Source organism: Isoptericola sp. NPDC060257 (genome assembly GCF_042726645.1).
GTDB lineage: Bacteria > Actinomycetota > Actinomycetes > Actinomycetales > Cellulomonadaceae > Isoptericola > Isoptericola nanjingensis.
Genome location: NZ_JBHXAW010000008.1, coordinates 1 through 25,574, shown reverse-complemented (window position 1 = coordinate 25,574; position 25,574 = coordinate 1). Strand labels below are relative to the sequence as shown.

Annotated in this window: 26 protein-coding genes; 1 reads left to right on the top strand and 25 read right to left on the bottom strand. The window is 74.6% G+C overall.

Features of this window, described 5'->3' with window-relative positions; translation table 11 throughout:
• The first annotated feature begins 1 nt into the window (after position 1).
• Entirely contained in the window at positions 2-1,090 is a 1,089-nt protein-coding gene (locus ACFWEK_RS01490) for a DNA polymerase domain-containing protein (RefSeq protein WP_430545431.1), read from the top strand.
• 3 nt (positions 1,091-1,093) lie between these two features.
• Here the strand turns inward: ACFWEK_RS01490 and ACFWEK_RS01485 are convergent, their stop codons facing one another.
• The 25 genes from ACFWEK_RS01485 to ACFWEK_RS01365 all read right to left on the bottom strand — a co-directional run.
• Positions 1,094-1,660: a dihydrofolate reductase family protein gene (locus tag ACFWEK_RS01485; protein WP_430552845.1), complete on the bottom strand. Its 567-nt coding sequence runs from the start codon at positions 1,658-1,660 to the stop codon at positions 1,094-1,096.
• Between the two features lie 57 nt (positions 1,661-1,717).
• Positions 1,718-2,872 (bottom strand): ATP-dependent DNA ligase, encoded by a 1,155-nt coding sequence (locus ACFWEK_RS01480; protein WP_430552844.1) that lies wholly within the window; start codon positions 2,870-2,872, stop codon positions 1,718-1,720.
• Positions 2,873-2,882: 10 nt separating this feature from the next.
• A complete protein-coding gene (locus ACFWEK_RS01475) occupies positions 2,883-3,281 on the bottom strand; it encodes a hypothetical protein (RefSeq protein WP_430545428.1) in 399 nt (132 codons plus the stop codon).
• A 188-nt stretch (positions 3,282-3,469) separates the two neighbouring features.
• Positions 3,470-5,836, bottom strand: coding sequence for a RelA/SpoT family protein (locus ACFWEK_RS01470; protein ID WP_430545427.1), 2,367 nt, complete (start codon positions 5,834-5,836; stop codon positions 3,470-3,472).
• Positions 5,837-5,889: 53 nt separating this feature from the next.
• Complete coding sequence (locus ACFWEK_RS01465; RefSeq protein ID WP_430552843.1) at positions 5,890-6,516, bottom strand: adenine phosphoribosyltransferase; 627 nt, start codon at positions 6,514-6,516, stop codon at positions 5,890-5,892.
• 15 nt (positions 6,517-6,531) lie between these two features.
• Positions 6,532-7,629 carry a protein translocase subunit SecF gene (secF, locus tag ACFWEK_RS01460; protein ID WP_430545425.1) on the bottom strand — a complete coding sequence of 366 codons (1,098 nt, stop codon included), beginning with the start codon at positions 7,627-7,629 and terminating at the stop codon, positions 6,532-6,534.
• Positions 7,629-9,710, bottom strand: a complete 2,082-nt coding sequence (gene secD / locus ACFWEK_RS01455) for a protein translocase subunit SecD (protein ID WP_430552842.1) — start codon at positions 9,708-9,710, stop codon at positions 7,629-7,631. The genes secF and secD overlap by 1 nt, the downstream gene beginning before the upstream one ends.
• A 187-nt stretch (positions 9,711-9,897) precedes the next feature.
• Positions 9,898-10,341, bottom strand: a complete 444-nt coding sequence (yajC, locus tag ACFWEK_RS01450; protein WP_430545423.1) for a preprotein translocase subunit YajC — start codon at positions 10,339-10,341, stop codon at positions 9,898-9,900.
• A gap of 166 nt (positions 10,342-10,507) precedes the next feature.
• Entirely contained in the window at positions 10,508-11,617 is a 1,110-nt protein-coding gene (gene ruvB / locus ACFWEK_RS01445; RefSeq protein ID WP_430552841.1) for a Holliday junction branch migration DNA helicase RuvB, read from the bottom strand.
• Positions 11,610-12,245 (bottom strand): Holliday junction branch migration protein RuvA, encoded by a 636-nt coding sequence (ruvA, locus tag ACFWEK_RS01440; protein WP_430545421.1) that lies wholly within the window; start codon positions 12,243-12,245, stop codon positions 11,610-11,612. The genes ruvB and ruvA overlap by 8 nt, the downstream gene beginning before the upstream one ends.
• 150 nt (positions 12,246-12,395) lie before the next feature.
• Entirely contained in the window at positions 12,396-12,986 is a 591-nt protein-coding gene (ruvC, locus tag ACFWEK_RS01435; protein ID WP_429729494.1) for a crossover junction endodeoxyribonuclease RuvC, read from the bottom strand.
• A gap of 54 nt (positions 12,987-13,040) precedes the next feature.
• On the bottom strand, positions 13,041-13,799 hold the full coding sequence (locus tag ACFWEK_RS01430; RefSeq protein ID WP_430545420.1) for a YebC/PmpR family DNA-binding transcriptional regulator: 759 nt from the start codon (positions 13,797-13,799) through the stop codon (positions 13,041-13,043).
• A 7-nt stretch (positions 13,800-13,806) separates the two neighbouring features.
• On the bottom strand, positions 13,807-14,451 hold the full coding sequence (gene pdxT / locus ACFWEK_RS01425; RefSeq protein WP_430552840.1) for a pyridoxal 5'-phosphate synthase glutaminase subunit PdxT: 645 nt from the start codon (positions 14,449-14,451) through the stop codon (positions 13,807-13,809).
• A 41-nt stretch (positions 14,452-14,492) separates the two neighbouring features.
• Positions 14,493-15,386, bottom strand: a complete 894-nt coding sequence (locus tag ACFWEK_RS01420) for a hypothetical protein (protein ID WP_430552839.1) — start codon at positions 15,384-15,386, stop codon at positions 14,493-14,495.
• Positions 15,379-16,071 (bottom strand): hypothetical protein, encoded by a 693-nt coding sequence (locus ACFWEK_RS01415; RefSeq protein WP_430552838.1) that lies wholly within the window; start codon positions 16,069-16,071, stop codon positions 15,379-15,381. Before ACFWEK_RS01415 ends, ACFWEK_RS01420 begins: the two co-directional genes overlap by 8 nt.
• The gene (locus ACFWEK_RS01410) at positions 16,068-16,712 is read right to left on the bottom strand and encodes a signal peptidase I (protein ID WP_430545416.1); all 645 of its coding nucleotides are present in this window, start codon (positions 16,710-16,712) and stop codon (positions 16,068-16,070) included. The genes ACFWEK_RS01415 and ACFWEK_RS01410 overlap by 4 nt, the downstream gene beginning before the upstream one ends.
• 52 nt (positions 16,713-16,764) lie before the next feature.
• A complete protein-coding gene (locus tag ACFWEK_RS01405) occupies positions 16,765-17,301 on the bottom strand; it encodes an alternate-type signal peptide domain-containing protein (protein ID WP_430545415.1) in 537 nt (178 codons plus the stop codon).
• A gap of 110 nt (positions 17,302-17,411) precedes the next feature.
• Complete coding sequence (locus ACFWEK_RS01400; RefSeq protein WP_430545414.1) at positions 17,412-17,987, bottom strand: NUDIX hydrolase; 576 nt, start codon at positions 17,985-17,987, stop codon at positions 17,412-17,414.
• Between the two features lie 135 nt (positions 17,988-18,122).
• The gene (hrpB, locus tag ACFWEK_RS01395) at positions 18,123-20,627 is read right to left on the bottom strand and encodes an ATP-dependent helicase HrpB (RefSeq protein WP_430552854.1); all 2,505 of its coding nucleotides are present in this window, start codon (positions 20,625-20,627) and stop codon (positions 18,123-18,125) included.
• 102 nt (positions 20,628-20,729) lie between these two features.
• Positions 20,730-21,650 carry a pyridoxal 5'-phosphate synthase lyase subunit PdxS gene (gene pdxS, locus ACFWEK_RS01390; RefSeq protein ID WP_430545412.1) on the bottom strand — a complete coding sequence of 307 codons (921 nt, stop codon included), beginning with the start codon at positions 21,648-21,650 and terminating at the stop codon, positions 20,730-20,732.
• 69 nt (positions 21,651-21,719) lie between these two features.
• Entirely contained in the window at positions 21,720-22,310 is a 591-nt protein-coding gene (locus ACFWEK_RS01385; RefSeq protein ID WP_430552837.1) for a hypothetical protein, read from the bottom strand.
• Positions 22,307-23,512 carry a glycosyltransferase family 4 protein gene (locus ACFWEK_RS01380; protein ID WP_430552853.1) on the bottom strand — a complete coding sequence of 402 codons (1,206 nt, stop codon included), beginning with the start codon at positions 23,510-23,512 and terminating at the stop codon, positions 22,307-22,309. The genes ACFWEK_RS01385 and ACFWEK_RS01380 overlap by 4 nt, the downstream gene beginning before the upstream one ends.
• A gap of 41 nt (positions 23,513-23,553) precedes the next feature.
• Positions 23,554-24,516: a phosphatidylinositol mannoside acyltransferase gene (locus tag ACFWEK_RS01375; protein ID WP_430552836.1), complete on the bottom strand. Its 963-nt coding sequence runs from the start codon at positions 24,514-24,516 to the stop codon at positions 23,554-23,556.
• Entirely contained in the window at positions 24,516-25,175 is a 660-nt protein-coding gene (gene pgsA, locus ACFWEK_RS01370) for a phosphatidylinositol phosphate synthase (protein ID WP_430545409.1), read from the bottom strand. The genes ACFWEK_RS01375 and pgsA overlap by 1 nt, the downstream gene beginning before the upstream one ends.
• Positions 25,175-25,574, bottom strand: a 400-nt coding sequence (locus tag ACFWEK_RS01365) for an HIT family protein (protein WP_430552835.1), incomplete at its 5' end; no start/stop codon positions are given. The genes ACFWEK_RS01365 and pgsA, both read right to left, overlap by 1 nt.

Sequence of the window (25,574 nt, the reverse complement as noted above, 5' to 3'; positions counted from 1 at the left end):
CATGGCCTCCGCCGCACCCGCCGTCGAGCTCGACGCCGCTGGCCGCGCCGTGCGCGTCTCCAGCCCCGACCGCGTCGTCTTCCCCGAGCTGCCCGACCGCCCCGGCCTCACGAAGCGTGAGATCGTCGAGTACTTCCTGTCGGTGGGCGACGGGATCCTCGGGGCGCTGCTGCACCGGCCCACGACGCTCGAGCGGTGGCCGAAGGGCTGGTGGCCCGAGGCGGTGATGGCGACGCGCGCCGACAACCGCGGCGACGCGTTTTACCAGAAGCGGCTGCCCAAGGGGGCCCCCGACTGGGTCGAGACCGCGACCATCGCCTTCCCCAGCGGGCGCACCGCCGACGAGGTGGCGCCGACCGAGCTCGCCGTCGTCGCCTGGGCGGCGAATCTCGGCACCCTGACCTTCCACCCGTGGCCCGTGCGCCGCGACGACGTCGAGGCGGTCGACCAGCTGCGCATCGACCTCGACCCGCAGCCCGGCACCTCCTTCGACGACGCCGCGGCCGTCGCGCCCCACCTGCGCGACCTGCTCACGGAGCTCGGCCTCACCGGGTACCCCAAGACCTCGGGCGGGCGCGGCCTGCACGTCTTCGTACCGCTCGCGCCCCGCTGGTCCTTCCAGCAGGCCCGGCGCGCCACGATCGCGGTCGGCCGCGAGCTGGAGCGCCGCCTCCCCGACCAGGTCACGACGAAGTGGTGGAAGGAGGAGCGGGGCGAGGCGATTTTCGTCGACTACAACCAGATGGCCCGCGACCGCACCATCGCCTCCGCGTACTCCGTCCGGGCGAACAAGCGCGCCACCGTCTCGACCCCGCTGGAGTGGGACGAGGTCGGCGAGGTGCACCCGGACGACTTCGACGTCACGACCGTCCCGGCCCGGTTCGCCGAGCGCGGCGACCTGTTCGCCGCCCTGCGCGCCGACCGCGATCCGGAGCTCGACTGCTCCCTGGACGCGGCGCTCGAGCTCGCGCGCCGCGACGAGGAGGAGCACGGCCTCGGCGACCTGCCCTACCCGCCGGAGTATCCCAAGATGCCCGGCGAGCCCAAGCGTGTGCAGCCCAGCCGGGACACCGACCGCAAGCGCACCTGACCGTCAGGGACGCGTGTAGCGCAGGAAGACCGACCCGTCGCCGAGCGGGACGCACTCGGCGCGCGTGAGGTCGGCCTGCATCCCGTCGGGCAGCAGGCGCAGCCCGCCGCCGGCGACGTGCGGCACCACGCGTACCGTCATCTCGTCGACCGCGCCGGCCAGCAGCGCCCCCGCGGCAGTCGTCGGGCCCGAGACCTCGACGACGCCGTCGGTCCCCGCCGCGATCTCGGTCAGGCGCTCGGGGGTGAGCCGCGCCTCGAGCGTGGTGCGGGGCGCGTCGACCGTGCCCTGCTCCGCGACGAGGCCGTCGGAGCAGACGATCTTGTCGATCCCGCGCCAGATCTCGGCGAACTCGTCCGCGGCGTCGCCCTGCCCGAGCTCCCACGTGTCCCACACGCGCATCGTCTCGAACATGCGGCGGCCCACGACGAAGGTCCGCACGTCCCGGACCCGGTCGTTGATGAACGCGTGGACGGCGTCGTCCGGCGCGCCCCAGTCGAAGTCGCCCGACGCGTCGGCCACGTAGCCGTCGATGGAACAGCTCATCAGTCCGTATCTCAGTGTGCCCATGCTCCCCAGACCTGCCCCGGGGCCTCGACTCATCGGCGGCCCGCCGAGCGGTGCGGCTCAGGCGGTGCCCGGCGCCCCGGGCAGGAGGCTCGCGAGGTCGTAGCCGACCGGTTCCTCGAGCTGGTCGTAGGTGCACGACGACGGCTCGCGGTCGGGGCGCCACCGCTTGAACTGCGCGGTGTGCCGGAAACGCGCGCCCTCCATGTGGTCGTAGCCGACCTCCAGCACCCGCTCCACGCGCAGCGGAGTGAAGGAGAGGTCCTTGCCGGCGCTCCAGCGCGACTGCGCTCCCGGGCGCCTCTCGCCCGCGCTGCCGTCCGCGACCGCCGGGTCCTGCCAGTCCGCCCACGGGTGCGCGGCGGCGTCCTCGGTCCCAGGTCCCACGACGAGCGCTGCGAGCTCGGCGTGCAGGGCCGCCCGGCGCGCGGCGGGGAACGACGCGGAGACGCCGACGAACTGCAGGCTGTCGGGGTCGTCCTCCTGTGCGTACAGGCCCAGCAGGAGCGAGCCGATGAGCGGCTTCTCGGGCGTCGACGTCTTGTGCAGCCGGTAGCCGGCGAGGACCACGTCGGCCGTGCGGGCGTGCTTGATCTTCAGCAGCGCCCGCTTGTTCGGCTGGTACGGGTCGTCGAGCCGCTTCGCGACCACGCCGTCGAGGCCCGCGCCCTCGAACGCCTCGAACCAGTCGCGCGCGACGCCGGCGTCCTGCGTGCGGGGCGTGGCGTGCACCTGCGGCCCGTCGAGCGCCAGCCCGTCGAGTGCCTCGAGCCGTTCGCGCAGCGGCCTCCCGGACAGGTCGTCGTCGCCCAGGGCGAGGACGTCGAAGACGACGAGGCTGGCCGGCGTCTCCGACGCGAGGAGCCGCACCCGCGACTCGGCGGGGTGGATCCGTTGGCCCAGGGCGTCGAAGTCCAGGTGCGCCGCCCGGGCCGCGCCGTCCCCCGGGCGCGCGACCACGATCTCGCCGTCGACGACGCAGCGCTCCGGCAGCGCGTCGAGCGCCGCGTCCACCACGTCCGGGAAGTAGCGCTGCATCGGCCGACCGTTGCGGGAGTCGATCCGCACGTCGTCGCCGTCGCGGAACACCAGGGCGCGGAACCCGTCCCACTTCGGCTCGTACACCCAGACGTCGTCGCCCGCGGACTGGTCCGGCACGTCCGGCACCGACTTCGCGAGCATGGGCAGCACCGGCGGTTCGAGCGGCAGCGTCATGCTGGCGAACCTACTCCGGGAGGTGTCCCGGCACCTCCGCTCGCCGGAGCCCGGTCGCCTCGAGCCGCACCCGGACCGTCACCCTGCCGGCGTCGTCCCGGTGCGCGACCGCGTGCCCTCCACGCTCCGCGCCGTCGAGCTCGACCGTCAAGGGAGCACCCTCGCCCAGGAAGTTGCGCCACCAGCTCTTGGCGTCCGGCATCCCGACCCCGATGACGACCTCGTCCCCCCGGCGTCGGAACCCGACCGGGATCGCGAACTCGCGCCCCGACCGACGCCCCGTGTACCGCACGATCGTGAGGGTGCGGCGCAGCGCCCCGCCCCACCGGGGCGAGCCGCGCCAGGCGAGCACCCCGGCGTTGAACCGGGTGACGAAGCGGCGGGCGCGGGGCGAGCCCAGGCTCGGCACGAGGTGTTCCTCCCTGACGTGCGGCGGGACGCCGGTCGGCGCCCCGTCACGCTAGCAAGGCGACCGGAACGGCTCGTCCACGTCCGCCGTCGAGCACGTGCGCGCGCGGCAGGCGGTCGACAGGGGTTTCGGCGCGGCGTTCCTCGCGGCGCTCCCGGAGACGGCCGCCGTCGAGAGCGAACGGGACCTCAGACTCCCGCCGACTCCTGGTGCACGTCGGCGGCCCTCGTCCCGGTGATGCGGTAGACGTCGAAGACGCCGTCCACCTTGCGCACCGCGGTGAGCACCTGCTGCAGGTGGCCCGGCTCCGCCATCTCGAAGACGAACTTCGACAGGGCGATCCGGTCGGACGACGTCGAGACCGACGCCGACAGGATGTTGACGTGGTAGTCCGACAGCACCTTCGTGACGTCGGACAGCAGCCGCGAGCGGTCGAGCGCCTCGACCTGGATCTGCACCAGGAACATCGTGTTGGCGCCCGTGGTCCAGGACACGTCCACCATGCGCTCGGGCTGCGCCTTGGCCAGCTGCTCGGCGTTGGCGCAGTCCGCGCGGTGCACGCTGACGCCCGCGCCGCGGGTCACGAAGCCGACGATCGAGTCGCCGGGCACCGGGGTGCAGCACTTGGCGAGCTTCACCCAGATGTCGTCCACGCCCTTGACGACGACGCCGGGGTCGCCGGTGCGACCGCGACGCGACGGGCGGCCAGGGGCCGCGGCCTCCGCGGCGTCCTCCTCGGTGCCCTCCTCGCCGCCCAGCGACTTGACCAGCAGGTCGACGACGTGCGGCGCGGACGCGTGCCCCTCGCCCACCGCCGCGTAGAGCGCGGAGACGTCGGCGTAGCGCATGTCGTTCGCCAGCCCGACCAGCGCCTCGTGGCTGAGCAGGCGCTGGATCGGCAGGTTCTGCTTGCGCATCGCCTTGGTGATGGCGTCCTTGCCCTGCTCGATCGCCTCCTCGCGCCGCTCCTTGGTGAACCACTGGCGGATCTTGTTGCGGGCACGCGCCGACTTCACGAAGGCGAGCCAGTCGCGCGAGGGGCCCGCGGACTCCGCCTTGGAGGTGAGGATGTCGACCGTGTCGCCGTTCTGCAGCGTCGAGTCCAGCGGCACGAGGCGCCCGTTGACGCGGGCCCCCATGGTGCGGTGGCCCACCTCGGTGTGCACCGAGTACGCGAAGTCGACCGGCGTCGCCCCCGCGGGCAGCGCCATCACCTCGCCCTTCGGCGTGAAGACGTACACCTCCGCGCCGCCGATCTCGTAGCGCAGCGAGTCGAGGAACTCGCTCGGGTCGGCGGTCTCGCGCTGCCAGTCCACGAGCTGGCGCAGCCACGCCATGTCGTTGGCGCGCGGGTCGTCCGACGTCGTCTTGCCCGCCGGCGCCATCTGCTTGTACTTCCAGTGCGCGGCGACGCCGTACTCCGCACGACGGTGCATGTCGTGCGTGCGGATCTGGATCTCGACGGGCTTGCCGCCCGGACCCACGACCGTCGTGTGCAGCGACTGGTACATGTTGAACTTCGGCATCGCGATGTAGTCCTTGAACCGGCCCGGGACCGGGTTCCAGCGCGCGTGGAGCGCGCCGAGCACCGCGTAGCAGTCCCGCACCGTGTCCACGAGGACGCGCGTGCCGACGAGGTCGTAGATCTCCGCGAAGTCGTGCCCGCGCACGATCATCTTCTGGTAGATCGAGTAGTAGTGCTTCGGGCGGCCGGTGACCGTCGCCTTGATCTTCGCGCTGCGCAGGTCGGCGGAGATCTGCTCCCGCACCACCGACAGGTACTCCTCGCGGGCGGGCGCGCGCTCCGCCACCAGGTGCACGATCTCGTCGTACACCTTGGGGTAGAGGGTCTGGAAGGACAGGTCCTCCAGCTCCCACTTGATGGTGTTCATGCCCAGCCGGTGCGCCAGCGGGGCGTAGATCTCGAGCGTCTCGCGCGCCTTGCGCTGCGCCGACGAGCCGGAGACGTACTTCCACGTGCGGGCGTTGTGCAGCCGGTCCGCGAGCTTGATGACCAGCACGCGGATGTCCTTGGCCATCGCGACGACCATCTTGCGCACGGTCTCCGCCTGGGCGGCGTCGCCGTACTTCACCTTGTCCAGCTTGGTGACGCCGTCGACGAGCATGGCGATCTCCTCGCCGTACTCGCGGGTCAGCTCGTCGAGCCCGTAGTCCGTGTCCTCGACCGTGTCGTGCAGCAGCGCGGCCGCCAGGGTCGCGCCGTCGAAGCCGAGCTCGGCGAGGATGGTCGCCACGGCGACCGGGTGGGTGATGTACGGGTCGCCGGACTTGCGCTCCTGGCCCCGGTGACACCGCTCGGCCGTCGCGTAGGCGCGCTCGAGCACCGAGAGGTCGGACTTCGGGTGGTTGGTGCGCACGGCCTGGAGCACCGGCTCCAGCGCCGGCGTCGTGGGCGGCGCGCCCCGCACCCCCAGCCGGACGAGCCGGTTGCGCACGCTCCGCCCGGACCCCGAACCGCGGCCCGGGACGGCGCCCTGCCCGGTCGATCCCTGAGGCGCGTTGGCGGCGCGCACGACCTTCGTCTCGTCGCTCATCTGCGCCTCCTTCCGCAACCACCGCGGGGTCGCCGCCGGCCGGGACGGCAAGTCTACGACTCCACGCGGAGCAGAGCCTCGACCGTCCGTCCGGTCAGCCTGTCGCGTCCGCCCAGGCCGGCGAGCTCGAGCAGGAACGCCAGGGCGACCACCTGACCGCCCGACCGTTCCACGAGCTCGGCCGCCGCGCGCGCCGTGCCGCCGGTCGCGAGCACGTCGTCGACCAGGAGAACACGCGCCCCCGCCTCGAGTGTTCCCGTGCGCAGCTCGATCGCGGCCGAGCCGTACTCGAGGTCGTAGTCCACCCGCTCCACCGGCGGCGGCAGCTTGCCCGCCTTGCGCAGCGGCAGGAACCCCACCCCCAGGCGAGTGGCGAGCGGCGCCCCCAGGAGGAAGCCCCGCGCCTCCATGCCCGCGACGACGTCCACGCCGCCGTCCGCGTCCACGAGGCGGGCGAACGCCTCCACGACGTCCGCCAGCGCCGGGCCGTCCGCGAGCAGCGGGGTGATGTCGCGGAACACGACGGGCGGGTGCGGGTAGTCCGGCACGTCGCGGATCAGCGCGCGCACCTCCGCCGCCCGCTCGGCGCCGAGCCCCCGCAGCCCGTCCAGGACGATGTCGTCCGGACGGTCGCCGGGGCGCCCGCCGCCGGGCACGTCGAAGCCTGAGCTGTCATCCATCGCGTGGCCCCCGGCTCAGTGTCCGCGCTTGCGGCGCGGCTGGGCGCGGTTGCCCTGGTGCTGGCCCGGGATCAGCTGCGCGGAACCGGTCGTGAACGCCGCGACCTCGGCGTCGTGCCCGCCCTCGGCGACCAGGCCGGCGCGCTCCGCCAGGACCGTCTTGGTGTGCGCGGCGATCTTCGGCTCGCGCTCACGCAGGGCCACGTCGAGCGGCGTCGCGAGGAAGAGCGACGACGCCGCGCCGACGGCGATACCGACGAACAGCGACAGCGACAGGTCGCGGAGCGTGCCCGCGCCCAGCAGGAACGCGCCGACGAAGAGGATGCTCGCCACCGGCAGGAGCGCCACGACCGACGTGTTGATCGAGCGCACGAGGGTCTGGTTCACGGCGAGGTTGGCGCGCTCCGCGTACGTGCTGCGGGTCTGCGTGAGCACGTCCGCCGTGTTCTCGCGGACCTTGTCGAACACGACCATCTTGTCGTAGAGCGAGAAGCCGAGGATGGTGAGGAAGCCGATGATCGTCGACGGCGTGACCTCCCAGCCGATGGCGGCGTAGACGCCGGCCGAGATGAGCAGGTCCGCGAGCATCGCGACGATCGCCGCCACGGACATCCGCCAGGCGCGGAAGTACACGGCCATGAACAGCGCCGCGGCCACCACGAACACCACGGTGCCCCACAGGGCCCGCATCGAGACGCCCGCGCCCCAGGTCGGGCCGACGAAGGACGTCGTCACCGCGGACTCGTCGACGTCGTACGCGGTGGCGAGGCCCGTGACCAGGGCGGCCTCCTGCTCCGGCGTGACCGTCTCGGTCTGCACGCGCACCGCCGAGCCGCCCACGATCGCGACGCGGGGCTCCTCGTTCGGGAGCACCTCGTGCACGGCGTCGATCGCCAGCTGCTGCTCGGTGGAGGTCACGTCGTTGACCGTGAACTCCGTGCCGCCGCGGAAGTCGATGCCGAGGGTGAGCCCCTTGATCAGGATGATCGCGATCGAGGCGATCGCGAGGATTCCCGCCACCGTGAACCAGCGCTTGCGGCGCTGCACGATCGGGTAGGAGCGGCGGCCCGTGTAGAGGTCGTTGCCCCACTGGGCGAAGTGCATGCCGGCCATCAGCGGCTCTCCTCGTTCGTGCCGGAGTGGTTCTCACCGGTCGCCGAGGGCGATCCGTCGTCCGGTCCTGCGTCCGGTTGCGGGTCCGCCTCCTCGGCGGCCGCCCGACGCTCGGCCGCGCGCCGCTCGGCGATCGTCAGCCTGCGCCCGGAGGCGTCGGTGACGGGGGCCGCGGGGGCCTGCCGTGCACCGCTGTGCACGGGCTCGGCGACCACGCGCTCGCCCGGCGCCTCGGCGCCGGCGTCCGGGCCCTCGGCGGCGCCGGCCACGGCGGGCTGCGGCATCCGCACCCGGCCGGCGCCCGCGTACCGCGGGCCGGAGCTCGCGCGCAGGCGCTCGGGCGACAGGCCCGACCAGAGGTGGCCGTCCCGGAAGAACGGGATCTTGGTGATGACCTCCATCATCGGGTGCGTGAACCAGAACACGACGGCGACGTCGATGATCGTCGTCAGACCCAGGGTGAACGCGAAGCCCTGCACGCCGCCCACGGCGAGGAAGTACAGGATGATCGCGGAGATCAGGTTGACGGCCTTGGCGGCGAGCACCGTGCGCCGGGCGCGGGCCCAGCCGCGCTCGACCGCGTAGGCGAGGGTCCGCCCGTCGCGCAGCTCGTCGCGGATCCGTTCGAAGTACACGATGAACGAGTCCGCCGTGAAGCCGATGGCGACGATCAGGCCGGCGACGCCCGCGAGCGAGAGCCGATAGCCCATCCCCCAGGAGAGCAGGGCGATCGACACGTAGGTGATCACGCCCGCGACCACCAGCGACGCGACCGTCAGCAGGCCGAGCGTGCGGTACTGCAGCAGCGAGTACACGACGACGAGCGCGAGGCCGATGAGGCCGGCGATCAGGCCGTTGCGCAGCTGCTCGGAGCCGAGGGTCGCGGAGATGACCTCCTGGCTCTCGACCGTGTACTGCACCGGCAGGGCACCGAAGCTGAGCTGGTTGGCCAGCGTGGCCGCGGAGTCGCGCGTGAACGACCCGGAGATCGTCGCCTGGCCGTTGGAGATGATCGTGCCCGGGGACAGGGACGGCGCCGAGACGACGAGCCCGTCCAGGACGATGGCGAACTGGTTGCGCGGCGCCTCGAGGCCCTGCAGACGGGTCGTGGTCTCGCGGAACTCCTTCGTGCCCACGGAGTCGAAGTTGAGGAAGACGCCCCACTCGTTGGTGGTGGTGCCGTTCGCGCCGGGGACCAGGCCGGAGCTCGCCGACGAGATGTGCACGCCGTCGACCTCCATCGGGCCGAGGATGTACTTCAGCCCGTCCTGCTCGCCGCACGTCACCAGCGGCTTGTCCGGGTCGTCCCCGCCGCCGCCCTTGAGGTTGGCGGGGTCGGTGCAGTCGAGCTCCTCGAACTGCTTCTGGATCTCCGGCGTGATCTGCGCCAGGTCGCTCGGGTCGGTCGCGGCAGCCTCGTCCGTGGCGCCCTCGTCCGTCCCTTCGGTCGCCGTAGGCGACGGGTCGGCGCCGTCGCCCGACGTCGCGGTGGCGGTCGGCGTGGCCGACGGGTCGACGTCCGCCGGGACGGACAGCGGCGCACCCGCGCCCTTGCCGCTCGGCGCGTCGCCGGCGCCGTCCTCGGCGGTCGCGTCCTCCTTGGCGGCGTCGTCCTTGGCCGCGTCGTCCTGCGCCGCGTCGTCCTGCGCCGCGTCGCCGGCGTCGGCGCTGGGCGAGGCGGACGGCTCGGGGGTCGGCGTGCCCGCGGCGTACGTCAGCACCGGGCGGAAGCGCATCTGCGCCGGCTGCGAGATGAGGTCGATGGTCTCCTGCGACACCTCGCCGGGGATGCCGACGACGATGTTCTGGGAGCCCTGCGCGGTGATCTCCGCCTCGGACACGCCCGAGGAGTCGATGCGCTGACGGATGACGTTGATCGACTCGTCGATCGTCGCCGACGTCACCTGCGACCCGTCGGTGGTGTCCGCCTTCAGGATCAGCTGCGTGCCGCCCTGCAGGTCGAGCGCCAGCCCCGGGGCCCAGCTCGCGCCGTCCGGGTTGGAGTCGGACTTGGCGTCCCAGAAGACGCCGGCGCCGAGGGCGAGGAACGGCAGGACGATCGTCAGGATCGTGAAGACCACGAGGGTGCGTACCGGACGCGACCGCTTCGTGCGTGAGTTCGCCAACTTCTGTCTCTTCCCGTCTGCGCGCCGCCGCAGGGCCGACGCGTGATGGCGCCGGCCGGGATCGCCCCGACCGGCGCGTCGTCAGGCCGACGGGCGCGAGCGCCCGCCGTCCCATGTCGCTGGTGCTGTCACTTCGATGCTGTCACTTGGTGGTGCCGGGCTCGCCCTCGTCACGACGCTGCTGCTCCCGGTACTCCCGCTGCGCGGTGTCCAGGCTCGACAGGTCGTCGGGGACGTCGATGTGACCGTCGCCGGAGGTGATCGTACCGGTCGCGGAGGAGTCGGTTGTGACGTCGGTCTCGTCGGCCTCGGCCACGGGCTCCTCGACCGGCGTGTCCACGCGCTTGGCGATGGCCGCGCGCAGCCAGCGGGTCTGCGCGCCGCCGGGGCCGGTCTCGATGGTGACGGTGTCGGTCGCCTCGTCGATCTCCACGACCGTGCCGAACAGGCCCGAACCGGTCATGACCTCCTGACCCGGCTCGAGCTGCGACCGGAACTCGGCCTGCTGCTTCTGCTGCTTGCGCGTCCGCTGGCTCATGAAGAACATGAGGCCGGCGAGGACCACGAAGAGGATGATGAGTTCCACGGAGCGTCCTTGTCTGTCGCTGCCCGACGGTCGTCGACCGACTGCCGGGCGTCGGGGGCGCACCGGTCGGCACGCCGGCGCAGTGTCCTGCGCACACGGCCCCCAACGAGCACGGCACCCGTCGAGTTCCGGCCCTGGGCCGTCGGCGGCCGGGGGCGCTCCCAGTCTACTGGGGCGGCCCGGCGTCCCTGTCGGACGCGTCGGACCCGGCGGACCCGTCGAACAAGGTCCCCCCGAGCGGCGCGCCCCACGCGCCGGGCGGCGGCTCGAGCCCGAGGTGCTCCCAGGCGGCCTGCGTCGCGACCCGGCCGCGCGGCGTGCGGCCCAGGAGCCCCTCGCGGACGAGGTACGGCTCGGCCACCGTCTCCACGGTGTCCGGCTCCTCCCCCACGGTCATCGCGAGCGTGCCCAGTCCCACGGGACCGCCGGCGAACCGGCGGCAGACGGCGTCGAGCACGGCACGGTCCAGCCGGTCCAGGCCGATCGGGTCGACCTCGTAGACCTCCAGCGCCGCCCGGGCCGCCCGGAGGTCGAGGCTGCCGTCCCCGCGCACCTGGGCCCAGTCGCGCACGCGGCGCAGCAGGCGGTTGGCGATGCGGGGGGTGCCGCGCGACCGGCCCGCGATCTCGTGCGCTGCGGCGTGCTGGATGTCGACGCCGAGCAGGCCGGCGGACCGGGTGATGACGCGCTCCAGCTCGGCGGCGTCGTAGAAGTCGAGGTGCCCGGTGAACCCGAAGCGGTCGCGCAGCGGGGCGGGCAGCAGGCCCGACCTCGTCGTCGCGCCGACGACGGTGAACGGCGGCAGCGCCAGCGGGATCGCGCTCGCGCCCGCCCCCTTGCCGACGACGACGTCGACGCGGAAGTCCTCCATCGCGACGTACAGCAGCTCCTCGGCCGGGCGGGCCAGCCGGTGGATCTCGTCGATGAAGAGGACCTCGCCCTCCTCGAGCGACGAGAGCACCGCCGCCAGGTCCCCCGCGTGCTGGATCGCCGGGCCACTCGTGACCCGCAGCGAGGTGCCGAGCTCGGCGGCGATGATCATCGCCAGCGTGGTCTTGCCGAGCCCGGGAGGTCCGGACAGGAGCACGTGGTCGGGAGACGCGTCCCGCGCCAGCGCCGCCTGGAGCACCAGGGAGAGCTGGTCGCGCACCACCCGCTGCCCGACGAACTCGTCCAGCTTCTTCGGTCGCAGCGCCGCCTCGGCCGCGCGCTCGACGTCGTCGGCCGAGGAGGTGACGAGCCGCTCCCCGCCGTACTCCGCGTCCGCCTCAGCCACGGCGGCCGCCCAGGGAACGCAGCGCCGCGCGCAGCGTGGCCGCGACGTCGATCGGGCTGTCGGCCGGGTTGTCGTCGCCCGCGTCCGCGAGGACCCGGTCGACGGTGTCCTGGGCGACCTTGGCTGCCCAGCCCAGGCCCACGAGCGCCTCGACCACCTGGTCGCGCGCCGGGTCGCCCGCGGCGACGGGCGGCGCGTCGGGCACGACGGCGCCGGCGGCGGACGTCGGGGCGCCCAGCTTGCCGGACAGCTCGAGCACCAGGCGCTGGGCGCTCTTGGGGCCGACCCCGGGAACGCGGCGCAGCGCCGCGAGGTCCTCGGACGCGACGGCGCGGCGCAGGGCGTCGGGGGTGAGCACGGCGAGCATGGCGAGAGCGATCCGGGGTCCGACGCCGGACACGGACTGGGCGGTCTCGAAGACCTCCCGCTCGTCCGCCTCCGCGAAGCCGAACACCGTCATCGAGTCCTCACGGACGACCAGCGTGGTGTGGAGCTGGGCCCGCTCCCCCACCCGCAGGCCGGCGAGGGTGCCGGGGGTGGCGTGCACGAGGTACCCGACCCCGCCGACGTCGAGCACGGCCCGCTCCAGCGTCACGTGCGTGACCGTGCCGGTCAGGGAGGCGATCACCGTGGTCCTTCCGTCGAAGAGGCCGTCGACGTGGCCGTCGAACACCCGTACGAGGCGTCACTGTAACAACCGGTGCCGACGCCGGGGCGGGCGACACTCGACGAGCCCACGACCAGCCGCGCGACGGCGACCGGGTGGCCCGGGTCCCGCTCAGCGCCGGGCTCGGGAGGGTGCGCCGCGGTGCGAGCCGGTGCGCGCGGTGCGCTCGGCAGCGGCCCAGGCGCGCTGGGCCGGGGTGAGCTCGTTCCGCTCGCCGCCCTGGAGCGCGCCGGACGGTCGCCACAGGTGGGTGACGGCGAGCGCGAGGGCGTCGGCGGCGTCGGCCGGCCGCGGCAGCTCGTCGAGCCCGAGGATGCGCGCGATCATGCGCTGCACCTGCTCCTTGTCGGCGCGGCCGGACCCGGTGACGGCGGCCTTCACCTCGCTCGGCGTGTGCATCGCGACCGGGACGCCGCGCCGGGCCGCCGCGACCATCGCGAGGCCGGCGACCTGCGCGGTGCCCATCACGGTGCCGCGGTTGTTCTGGGCGAAGACGCGCTCCACGGCGACGACGTCGGGCACCGTGCGCTCGAGCCACTCCTCGAGCCCCTCGGCGACGCGCAGCAACCGGAGGTCGACGCTCAGCTCGGGCTCGCTGCGCACGACCCCGACGTCGACCATCCGGGCCCTCCGGCCCGGCAACGAGTCGACGACGCCGACCCCGCACCGGGTCAGACCCGGGTCCACCCCCAGCACGCGCACGTCGTCACCCTCTCACGCGGGCGGCCGCGGACGGCCGACCCGCGCCGGGAGCCGTCACTCCTCGTCGAGGGCCGCCATGACCTCGTCGGAGGCGTCGAAGTTCGCGTAGACGTTCTGCACGTCGTCGCTGTCCTCGAGCGCGTCGATGAGGCGCAGGATCTTGCGCGCGCCCTCCACGTCGACCTCGACCTCCATGGAGGGGTGCCAGATGGAGTCGGCCGAGTCGTACTCGATGCCGGCCTCCTGGATCGCCGTGCGCACGGCGACGAGGTCGGTGGCCTCCGAGAGGACCTCGATGACGTCGCCCTCGTCGCTGACCTCCTCGGCGCCCGCGTCGAGCGCGGCGAGCATGACGTCGTCCTCCGTGACGCCCTCCGCCTTCGGCACCACGACGAGGCCCTTGCGGGAGAACAGGTAGGACACGGAGCCCGGGTCGGCCAGGTTGCCGCCGTTGCGGGAGAACGCGAGGCGCACCTCGGAGGCGGCGCGGTTCTTGTTGTCCGTGAGGCACTCGACGAGGACGGCGATGCCGTTCGCGCCGTAACCCTCGTACATGATCGTCTGGTAGTCGACGGCGTCGGCGCCCTCGCCGGAGCCGCGCTTGAGCGCGCGGTCGATGTTGTCGTTGGGGACCGACGACTTCTTCGCCTTCTGGATGGCGTCGAACAGCGTGGGGTTACCGGCCGGGTCGCCGCCGCCCGTGCGCGCGGCGACCTCGATGTTCTTGATCAGCTTCGCGAAAAGCTTGCCGCGCTTGGCGTCGATCGCCGCCTTCTTGTGCTTGGTCGTGGCCCACTTGGAGTGACCTGACATGCGCTCCCTAACTCCTTCGCGATGCTTGGACGAGCCGGACGAACAACCCGTGCACGCGCGCGTCCCCCGTGATCTCCGGGTGGAACGCGGTGGCGAGCAGCCGTCCCTGACGTGCTGCGACGATCTTACCGGCGGCGGGCCCCACCGCAGAGCCGTCCGCCCAGCGGTCCGGTATGCGGGCGAGCACCTCGACGTCCGGCCCCGCCTCCTCGACCCACGGAGCGCGGATGAAGGCGGTGCGCACCGGACGCCCGCCCGGCCCGTCAGAGACGCCCGCGACCTGCAGGTCCGCCTCGAACGAGTCCACCTGGCGGCCGAACGCGTTGCGCCGCACGACGACGTCCATCCCGCCCAGCGTGCGCTGGTCGGCGGTGCCGCCCTCGATGCGGTCCGCGAGCAGGATCATCCCCGCGCACGAGCCGAACACGGGCAGCCCCTCGCCGATCAGCCGCCGCAGCGGGTCGGCGAGCTCGAAGAGCCGCAGGAGCTTGTCGATCGTCGTCGACTCGCCCCCGGGGAGCACGAGGCCGTCGACGGCCTCCAGCTCGGCCGGGCGCCGCACGCCCACAGCACGCGCCCCCGCCTGCTCGAGCGCGGCGGCGTGCTCGCGCACGTCGCCCTGCAGGGCGAGGACTCCGATCGTCGTGGTCACCGGGGCAGTGTAGGGCGACCGTCGGCGAAGCCCGCACGTGCTCAGGAGCAGGTGCCCAGCAGGCCGAGCGTGATCGAGTACCGCCGCGTGCCGGACCACGCCGAGCTCCAGGTCGTGCCGCCCGGGTAGACGCGGTCCGCGCGGACCCGAGCCGTCGCGTTGGTCGCGGCCGCAGTGACCTGGTAGGTCGTCGTCCCCGCGGCCACCTGCGCCTGCGTGCTCCCGCCCGGACCGTAGCCGAAGGTGTAGCGGGTGGCGCCCGCCGCCGCCGTCCAGTTGAACGTCACCGACCCGATCCCCAGCAGGCCGCATGTCAGGTTCGTCGGGGCGGGGACCGTCGCGGCGGAGACCGCGGCGCTGGTCACCGTGCCCGTGTCGGTCCACGAGGTGCCCGGGATCGTCGCCGCCAGGGCCACGGACACGCCGCCGCTCTGGCCCTGGGTGGTGGAGGGGGCCGTGGCCGAGACCGCCACCGCCACGCACAGCGCCACGGTCCCGCCCGCGGAGACCGTCGCGGTGCCACCGGACCCCCCGCCGCAGCCGGTCCCCGTGTCCGCCGCGCCGAACGACGCGCTCGTCGTGAACGCCGTGCCGAGCGTCCCGGTCCGCGAGGTCGTCGCGGTCACCGTGGCGGAGCGGGAGCCGCCGTTGCGCACCGTGACGACCTCGGACGCGCCGGAGCCCGGCACCGCGCCGGGAAGCGTGAGCGCGGGGAGGCTCACCGTGCCCCCGCGGCCCACGAGGCCGTTGCCGAGGTTCGCGACCTGCACGTCCACCGTGCCCGCAGAGATCGGCGTCGTCGGCGCCGTGGCGGTGCCCGACCCGCGCCACCAGGCCCAGGCGATCCCGCCCCCGGCGAGCACGCACACCATCGCCGCGACCACGAGGACGGCGACGCGGCGCACGGTCGCGCCGGGCCGCGCCGGCTCAGCCACGGTGGCCGCCCCCTCGTGCGCGGCCACGGCGCAGCAGCACGCCCGCCGCGACGGCGACCACCGCCGCGAGCAGAGCCGGCAGCGGCTGTCCACCGGTGCGCGCCAGCGCGCCCGGGCCGTCGCGGACGTCGTCGGCCGGGCCGCGCCCGACGTCCTGCTCGCCTCCGGTGTCCGCGGTGTCCGGCGGCCCGTCGCCCGCCAACGTCACGAGCACGTCGACGGGCACGGTCTCGCCCTGCGTCTCGTTCCCCGCCGCGCCGTCGAGGGAGGCCTCCACCGTGACGGGCAGCACCTCCGACTCGGCCAGGAGCACCGGAGCGGACCCCGCGCCGTCGGACCACCGACCCCCCTCCGGACGCACCCGGACCCGCACCGCGTCCGCGAGGGCGGAGGCCCCGCGGCCGGTCACCCCCTCCCCGACCGACACGGCGACGCGGCTGCCGGCCGGTCCGGGTCCGTCGTTGCGCACGAGCAGCACGGCCCGGCGCGTCTCGCCCGGCGTCCAGGGCGCGGAGCCGAAGAGCGCCGCCTCGAGGTCGGTCGTCCAGCGGCGGCCGTCCACGCTCAGCGCCACGCCTCCGGGCTCGGCGCCGCCCTGCGCTCCCGCGGCCGCAGCCGGCGCCAGCAGGACCCCGACGACGAGCGCGGCCCCGCACGTGGCGACCCGGCGCCCGCCGCCCCTCATCGGCGGCCGTCCTTCCGGGCACCGCCCGCGGCGGGCGGCGCCGCCGGCCACCAGGTCGCGAGCCCCTCGGGCGCGGCGCTCCGCCCCGTGCCCGACGCCGGGGCGGGGGGCGACTCAGGCTCTCCCGCGCCGGGCGACCGGCGCCCCCGGCGCTCCCGGACCTCGCCCGCGACGAGCCACGACGCGTATGCCAGGAGGAGCACCGCGACCCCGGTCGTGAGGAACCGGCGCTGCTCAGGCGTCCCGAGACCCATGAGACGGCCCAGCTGCGGGACGGCGTACCAGAGCGCGCCGCGCACCTGCACGGCCTGCACGGGCTCCGGGTCGGCGACCTCGTTCGCGTCGCCCCGGGTCAGCAGCGTCCGCTCCCCGTCGACGGTGGTGCCGAGGCCGACCACCCGGTGCGTCACGACCGTGGGATCCCCGGAGCGCAGCTGGTAGGTGACCACCTGTCCGGTCGTGATCTCGTCCACGTCGACCGGGCGCACCACCACGAGCGTGCCGACGTCGAACGCGGGGCGCATCGACCCGGTCGCCACGCCGTACGGTGTGGCGCCGGCCAGGCGCGGGACCACGACGACGAGCAGCAGGGCCCCGCCCGCGACCAGCAGGACGACGCACGCGAGGACGCGCCCCGCCATGCGCCACACGGCACGGGGCGGGCCCGGCGGCGCCGCAGCAGCCACGGCGTGCTCAGGGGGCGGGGACGACGTGCGCCTGCGTGACCTGGACCGTGACGTCCTCGAGCGCGGCGGTCAGCGCCTGCGTGTCGTTCCCGGCGGCCGTGTCGAACGCCGCCTCGAGGTTGACGACGAGCGAGTCGGTCTCACCCACCGGCACCGGGGCGGTCAGCGGGAGCTCCAGGGTCTCGCCGCCCAGGGTCGCCGAGGTGAGGCTGAGGTCGAGCGCGCCGGTGAGCGCGTTCTCCGCCGCCCAGGTCGGCGACGAGACGGTGATCTCGCCCAGCGCCAGGTGGTCGCCGGTGCCTCCCACCGCCAGCGTGCAGGTGGTGGTGACCGTGTCGCCCGGCACGATGCCCGCCGCGACCGAGCCGCCGCCGTCGAGGGTCCAGTCACCGCACGCCCCGTCCGACATCGTGAGCGTGCCGGCGGTGACGTCAGACCCGGTGGCCGTGCCCTGTGCCGTCCAGTAGGCGATCGTCTGGGCGCCGCCGACGAGCAGGACGGCGGCCCCTCCTACCGCGATCGCAGCCTTCGTCAGTCGGTTCACGTCGACGTCCCCCTGCCGCTCTGTCCGCACCTCGGCGTGCGGACCCGATGAGACGACGGTAGCCAACTGCTGCCCGGGGCGCGCGTCGGCGGCCGGGGACGTCGGGAGGGTCAGGGCGTGCGGGTACCCAGCTCCTCGGGGTCGGACGGCTCGTCGTCGTGCTGGACGCCGAGGTGGCGGACGCTGCCGTCCCACCCCCGGGCCAGGTCCTCGACGACGTCCGGCAGGCTGGTCGGGAAGACCTCGCGCGTCTCGGCGCGCAGCTCGGCCGTGGTCAGCCAGCGCATCTCGTCGAGGACGTCGCGCTCCTCCGCGGTCCACCCGTCGTCGGTGGGCCGGTGGCCGCCGTCGACGCGCGCCAGGAAGAAGACCTCCTGCTGCCGGCACGTCTCCGCGAAGAAGTGGAAGTACGCGTCGCGGGTCAGCACCGGGCCCACGAGGTCGTGCGGCGCGAGCGCGAGCCCGGCCTCCTCGCGCAGCTCGCGCAGGGCGGCGTCGACCTCGCTCTCGCCGGCGTCGATGCCGCCGCCGACGGTGAACCACCACGAGCGTTCCGGCTGGTCGGCGTCGTGCCCGCGGACCAGGAGCACCCGGTCCGCGTGGTCGAGCACGATGACGCGCGCGGCGCGCCGCTGCCGCAGCCCGTCCGGCCCGACGGCCCAGTCGTCGCCGAGGGCGGGCGTCACCAGCCCCGCTCCGCCAGGCGCGTCGGCAGCGGCTCGGACTCGACGTCGGCACCGTGGTCCACGGCTGACGGGGAACGGGCATCCATGGCGCCCATGGTAGCCACGGAACGTCGCCACGAGACCAGGCGTCCCCGCTCACCGCCGAGGCTTCGCTCGCCTGGTCGGGAGGGCCGACAGAGGGTCCTCCGGCCACGGGTGGCGAGGGTAGCGTCCTCGCAGGTCGGCCCGGACCCCGGGATAGCCCTGTCTCCAGAAGGACGCGAGATCGCTGGTGATCGCGACCGGTCGTCCGGCGGGGGACAGCAGGTGCAGGACGACCGGGACGCGGCCGTCCGCGACGGCCGGGGCCGCGGTCCAGCCGAAGACCTCCTGCAGCTTCACCGCGAGGACCGGCGGCTCGGCACCGTCGTACGCGAGCCGGACCGCGGAGCCCGACGGTACCTGGAGCCGTTCCGGCGCCAGCTCGTCGAACCGGGCTGCCGCGGGCCACGGCAGGAGTCGACGGAGCGCCGAGGCCACGTCGATGCGGGCGAGGTCGCGCGAGCCTCGCACCGAGGCGAGCTCCGTCCCCAGCCACGCGTCGAGATCGGCGAGCAGCGCCTCGTCGTCGACCGCGGGCCACGGGCCTTTGAGGTGGGCGTGGCAGAACGCGAGCCGCTGCCGCAGGGCGAGCGCGGTCTCCGACCAGCGCAGGACGGACAGGCCGCTGCCCCGGATGCCGTCGCGCACCGCCGCCTGGACGAGCAGCCGGTCGGGGTCGGTCAGCGGGACGTCGCCCAGCACGATCGCGCCGAGCGCCTCGACCCGCCGCGTCACGATCCGGCCGTCGTCCCAGCGGATCCGGTCGGTGGTCGAGACGAGATCGCCGGCGACGTCTCGCGCGGTCTGCTCGTCGATCGGCGCCGCGGACCGGATCCTGGCGTCGGCGCGGCCGGGTGCCCGGTCGGCGACCGCGATCGCCAGCCAGGCGGTGCCCCGCCACGGCGACCGCGGATCCAGCGCGGCACCCGTACCGCCGGACATCTGGTACGTCGTCGAGTCGGTCGCCCGGGCCCGCGCGATCCGGTCCGGGTATGCCAACCCCGCCACGATGCCCACCGCGAGATCGTCCGGCACCCCGGGCGTCCCCGGACCGGCCCGCCCGTCCGACGCGTGGCCCGTCGGCGCGCCCCGGCCGAGGCGCGCCGACTCCTCCCGCCAGCGGGCCGTCGCCCCGCGGTCGTCACCGCGGCGGAGGGCCCGCAGGCGTGCCGGCAGGTCGTCGCCGAGGGAGCGGCCCGAGTCGTCCGAGAGCATCGCGACGATCTCCCGCGCCCGGTCGGCGCCGACCCGCGGGGTCCCGTCCAGCAACGCACGGGCGAGGCGGGGATGCGCCCCGATCGCCCGCATCCGCCGGCCCCGCCCGGTGATACTGCCGTCGTCGTCCACGGCGTCGATGCGGCGCAGCAGCGCGGTGGCCGCCGTCATCGCGGGCGCGGGCGGCGCCTCGAGCAGCGTCAGGCCGGCCCCCGCGGGCGCGCCCCAGGCCGCGAGGTCGAGGGCGAACGCCGCCAGGTCGGCGACCGCGATCTCCGGCGCCGCATGATCGTCGAGACGCGCGTGGTCGGTGGCGGACCAGCACCGGTAGACCCGGCCCGGCCCTTCCCGCCCGGCGCGACCCGCCCGCTGGTCGGCCGACGACCTCGAGACCCGGCAGGTGACCAGCGTCCCGAGACCCCGCGACTGGTCGGTCCGCGGTTCCCGGGCGAGCCCCGCGTCGACGACGACCCTGACCCCGGGCACCGTCAGCGAGCTCTCCGCCACCGACGTCGTCACCACGATCCGACGCACGGCGGACGGCACCAGGGCCCGCTCCTGCTCGGCCCTGGACTGGCGGCCGAACAGCGGCAGGACGTGGAGGTCCGCCAACCGGCGGGCCATGCCGTCGATCTCGGCCTCGCCCGGGACGAACACGAGGACGTCGCCGTCGTTCTCGGCCAGGGCGCGCCGGACGACGGCCGCGACGTGGTCCAGCAGGCGCGGGTCGACCCGACCGCCGGGAAGCAGGGGCGTGGGCAACGGCGGGGGCGCCCACTCGGTCGCCACGTCGAACAGCGCTGCGGTCGCCGTGATCACGGGTGCGGGAGCGCCCGCGCCGAGCGCGCGGCTCAGGCTCACCGTGTCCGCCGTGGCCGAGGTCGCGACGACGGCCAGGTCGTCCCGGAGGTTCGCCCGGACGTCGACGAGGAGCGCGAGCAGCAGGTCGGCGTCCAGGTGCCGCTCGTGGCACTCGTCGATCACGACCGCCGTGACGCCCGGCAGCTCCGGGTCCTGCTGCAGCCGGCGCACGAGGAGCCCCGTCGTCACCACCTCGACGCGGAGGTCCTTGCCTCCGCTGCGCTCACCGCGCATCGCGTAGCCGACCCGCCGTCCGAGCGGCTCGTCGACCAGCGCCGCCAGCCGGGTCGCCGCGGCACGGGTGGCCATCCGGCGCGGCTCGGCGACGACGATCGTGCCGCCGAGCGCGTCGGCCAGGGCGAGGGGCAGCAACGAGGTCTTCCCCGACCCGGGCGGCGCGACCAGCACCGCGGCGCCGCTCGACCGCACCGCGTCGACCGTGGCAGGAAGGACCCCCCGGACGGGCAGGTCCGCACCCGGCACCGAAGGTTCAGGGAGCAGCACGCCCCGACACTAGTCGAGCGCGACCAGGGGTCCCGCGGACGCGATGTCGGCGGGACCCCCTGGTCGAGGTCGGAGCTGGTGCTACCAGCCGCGCTCGGCCAGGCGCACCGGCGCCGGCTCGGCCTCGACGTTGATGCCGACCATGGCCTCGCCCAGCCCGCGGGAGACCTTGGCGACGACGTCCGGGTCGTCGTGGAAGGTGGTCGCCTGGACGATCGCCTTGGCGCGCGCGACCGGGTCGCCCGACTTGAAGATGCCGGAGCCGACGAACACGCCCTCGGCGCCGAGCTGCATCATCATCGCGGCGTCCGCCGGGGTGGCGATGCCGCCCGCGGTGAACAGCACGACCGGCAGCTTGCCGGCGCGCGCCACCTCGGCGACGAGCTCGTAGGGGGCCTGCAGCTCCTTGGCGGCGACGAACAGCTCGTCCTCGGGCAGCGAGGTCAGCCGGCGGATCTGCGCACGGATCTGGCGCATGTGCGTGGTCGCGTTGGAGACGTCGCCCGTGCCGGCCTCGCCCTTGGAGCGGATCATCGCCGCGCCCTCGGTGATGCGGCGCAGCGCCTCGCCGAGGTTGGTGGCGCCGCACACGAACGGCACGGTGAACTGCCACTTGTCGATGTGGTTGGCGTAGTCGGCGGGGGTGAGCACCTCCGACTCGTCGATGTAGTCGACGCCCAGGGACTGCAGCACCTGCGCCTCGACGAAGTGCCCGATGCGCGCCTTCGCCATCACGGGGATCGAGACGGCGTCGATGATGCCGTCGATCATGTCGGGGTCGCTCATGCGGGCGACGCCGCCCTGCGAGCGGATGTCGGCGGGCACCCGCTCCAGGGCCATGACGGCGACGGCGCCGGCGTCCTCGGCGATCTTCGCCTGCTCGGGCGTGACGACGTCCATGATGACGCCGCCCTTGAGCATCTCGGCCATGCCGCGCTTGACGCGGGCGGTGCCCACCTCGCCCGCGGGGATCCGGCCGTCGCTGCCGATGGTCTCGCTCAACGCAACCTCGCTCGTGTCGCAGTGGGACGCGTGACCGCTGTCACGCACCCTCCATCCTAGTTCCGCGCGTCAGGCCCCGGAGAGCCCCTCCGGCATCTGGTCGTCCAGCTCGACCATGCGCGGCAGCGCCGCGTGCCCCGAGAGGCGCAGCAGGCGCACGTACCAGGTGCGTCGCGCCCGTCGCGCCTGCGCGACGGCCTCGTTGTGGAACCGGCGGGCCAGCTGGGCGCGGTACCAGGCCGCCGAGAGCTGCCCGACGAGCTCGTCGCCACCGGGCGCCCGGCGCAGCTCCGCCAGCGCCTCGTCGTCGCCCAGCGCGGAGCGCAGCGTCGCGGACAGCTCGCTCTCGGCGCGCTCCCGGTCGGGCCCCATCCCCTCGAGCGCGAGCTCGGCGCCGGCCGTCGGCGCGGGCCCGGTGTCGTCCTCCAGGGCGGCGAACGCCGCGTCCGCGACGAGCACGGCCCCCGCCGGGTCGAGCAGCCCCGAGGAGGCCAGGTCGACGGCCGCGCCCGCGCGGCGCGCGAGCTGGGCCTGCAGGGCGATGCGCGACGCGACGACTTTGCGATGCAGCCGGTCGAGGCGCGACGCCGAGATCCAGGCGAGCCAGACCGCGACGGCCGCGACGACCAGGACGAGGAGCGCGAGCTCGGACCAGGTCATGCGTCCTCACCTCCCCCGGCGCGCCGGGTGCGCAGCCAGCCGACGGCGCTCTCCGTGCGCGACGGGGCCACCGGGGAGCCCAGCGCCTCCCCCGCGGCGAGCGCCATCTCGTAGACCGCGAGCACCTGCGCGGTCACCGCGGACCAGTCGAACCGGCGCACGAACGCCGTGGCGCGCTCGCGCCGTTCGCCGGTGCCCGCGGGGTCCGCCAGGGCCGCGAGGATCGCGCGCGCCAGGTCGTCGGGCTCACCGGTCCGGAAGAGGCGCCCCGCGGCGCCGTCGTCGAGCACCCGTCGGAACGCCCCGAGGTCGCTGGCGACGACGCCCGCGCCGGCGCTCATGGCCTCGACCAGCACGATGCCGAAGCTCTCGCCGCCCGTCTGCGGCGCCACGTACAGGTCCGCCGACGCGAGCAGCGACGCCTTGTCCTCGTCGCTCACGCCGCCGAGGAACTCGAACGACCCGGCGTGCGGGCCGAGGGCCTCGAGGGCCGCGTCCCGGCCGTCGTCGCCCTTGCCGGCCACGAGGAAACGCGCCCCCGGGACCTCCTCGAGCACCCGCGGCGCGGCCGCGGCGAGCACCTGGAGTCCCTTGCGCGGCTCGTCGAGCCGGCCGAGGAAGGCGATCGTCGGTCCCTCGGGGGTGCCGCGCCACCGGTCGGACGGCGCGGCGGCCGCGAAGGTGTCCACGTAGACGCCGTTGGGGATGACGACGGCGTCGCCGCCCACGTGGTCGACGAGGGTGCGGCGCGCGTCCTCGGAGACCGCGATCCGCGCCGCGATCTTCTCCAGCGACTGACGCAGCAGCGGGTACGCGACCTGCAGCGCCCGCGACCTCGTCTGGGACGTGTGGAAGGTGGCCACCACGGGCCCCTCGGCGGACCACAGGGCGAGCATGGACAGGCTGGGCACCATCGGCTCGTGCACGTGCACGACGTCGAAGCGCCCCGCCTCCAGCCAGCGCCGCACCCGGGCCGCGGTGCGGGGGCCGAACGTCAGGCGCGCCACCGAGCCGTTGTAGCGCACCGGCACCGCGCGGCCCGCGGACGTGACGACGTCGGGCACCGGGGTGTCGTCGTCGGCCGGCGCGAGCACGGAGACGTGGTGCCCGGCGTCCTGCAGCGCGCCGGCGAGGTCGCGCACGTGGAACTGCACGCCGCCCGGCGCGTCGAACGAGTACGGGCACACGATCCCGACGCGCAGCGGGCGCGACGGCGTCGCGGCGGCGAGGTCGGCGGGCGCGCTCATGCCTCGCCCGCCTCGGCCCGGGTGCGGGCGTACCGCTCGGCGTCGAGGTCGTCGACGAAGACGCGCTGGAGCATGTGCCAGTCCTGCGTGGACTCCTGCAGGGTGACGGCGACGGCGTCCACCCAGCCCTGCGTCATGCGCGCCACGCGCTCCTTGCGGTGCAGCCCGGACTCGTCGGGCACCGGGACCGGCGGGTAGAACCGGATCACGATGCCCCAGGCCGTGCCGGCGGCGCGGCGGCGCTCCCCCGTGAGCCGCTCGTAGGTGATCCCCACCGGGACGAGCGGGACCTTGGCCGCGAGCGCCAGCGCGGCGGGGCCGGCGGCCACGCGGGCGCGGTGCCCGCAGAGGTCGACCTCGACGCCGGACGACGTGAGGTCGCGGTCGGCGAGCAGCGGGATGATGGACCCGCCCCGCACCGCGCCGCGCACGAGGTTGCGGAAGACGTCGTGGTCGCCGAGCGGCAGCACCTCGATGCCGATCGAGCGGCGGAACTCGACGAACTCGACGAAGAGCTCCTCGGGCTTGAGCCGCTCCGCGACCGTGAGCACGGGCGCGATGTGCGGCGTCGCGTACGCGCCGGCGAGGTCCCAGTTGCCCAGGTGGGCCAGCGCGAGCGACACGCCCTGCCCGTCGGCGACCGGGCCGGCGAGGTTCTCGTAGCCGTCCACGCGCACGCGGGCGGTGACCTGTTCGGCGGTGGCCCCCTGCAGGGTGAACGCCTCGCGGAAGTACCGCATGTAGGAGCGCATGCCCGCCCGGGTGAGGCGGCGCAGCTCTGGACCGTCGAGGTCGGGGCGAACGCGCGCGTAGTTCGCCTCGAGCCGCCGCACCCCCTCGGTGCGACGCAGCCAGGTGAGGTCCGCGACGGCGGTGAACGCCGCGCGCAGGACCGGCTCGGGGATCTTCGGCGCGTGGCGCCAGGCGAACGTGTACAGGCGGGCGACGTCGAACCGCATCAGGCCTCCGGGTCGGGACGGTCGGTGGGGGCGTGCGGGACCGGCCCCGCCGGGGCGAGCTGCCGCCGCACGGTCGCCACGCGCTGCACCACGGTGACGAGGCTGGCGACGGCGAGGAGCGTCAGCGCGACCACGGTCACGATCAGCGGCAGCCCCACCTGGGTGAAGGCCACGGCCGCGAGCGCCACGACGAGCCGGTCGGTGCGCTCGGCGATGCCGACGGCCGCGGTCGCACCGACGCTCTCGGCCCGGGCGCGGGCGTACGGCACCACCGAGCCGAGCACGAGGCACGCGAGCGACGCCACGATGCCCCAGGTCGCGTACGGCAGGTCCGGGTGGAGCAGGAACCACAGCGTGATGCCCGCGAAGACGGCGCCGTCGGAGATCCGGTCGAGGGTCGAGTCGAGGAACGCCCCCCACGGCCCGGTGCGGCCCGACAGGCGGGCCATGACGCCGTCCATCGAGTCCGCGAGCGCGAACAGGCCGATGAGGACGCCGCCGAGCAGCACGTGCCCGGTGGGCAGCAGCGTGAGCGCGAGGGCCACGACGACCAGCGTGCCGGCGATCGTCACGGCGTCCGGCGACACCCCGAGCCTCAGGAGCAGCCGCGCGGGCGGGGTGAACAGCCGCTGCATCGTCGCTCGTAGGCCGCCGAGCATCAGCGCCCTCCGTCGTGCTCGGCGTCGGGACGGGGCCAGGCCGCGGCGAGCCGGGCGCGCGTGTCCGCCAGCAGCTCCGGGAGGGCCTTGGTCTGCCCGACGACGGGCAGGAAGTTCGCGTCGCCGAGCCAGCGCGGCACGACGTGCTGGTGGAGGTGCGCCGCGATGCCGGCGCCAGCGACCTCGCCCTGGTTCATGCCGATGTTGTACCCGGCCGGCGCGTAGACCGCGGTGAGCGTGCGGATCGCCGTCTGCGTCATCGTGGCCAGCTCGGCGGTCTCCGACGCCGTGAGGTCGACGTAGCCCGACACGTGCCGGTACGGCAGCACCATGAGGTGCCCGGAGTTGTACGGGTACAGGTTGAGCACCGCGTAGCACTCCGCCCCGCGGGCGACGACG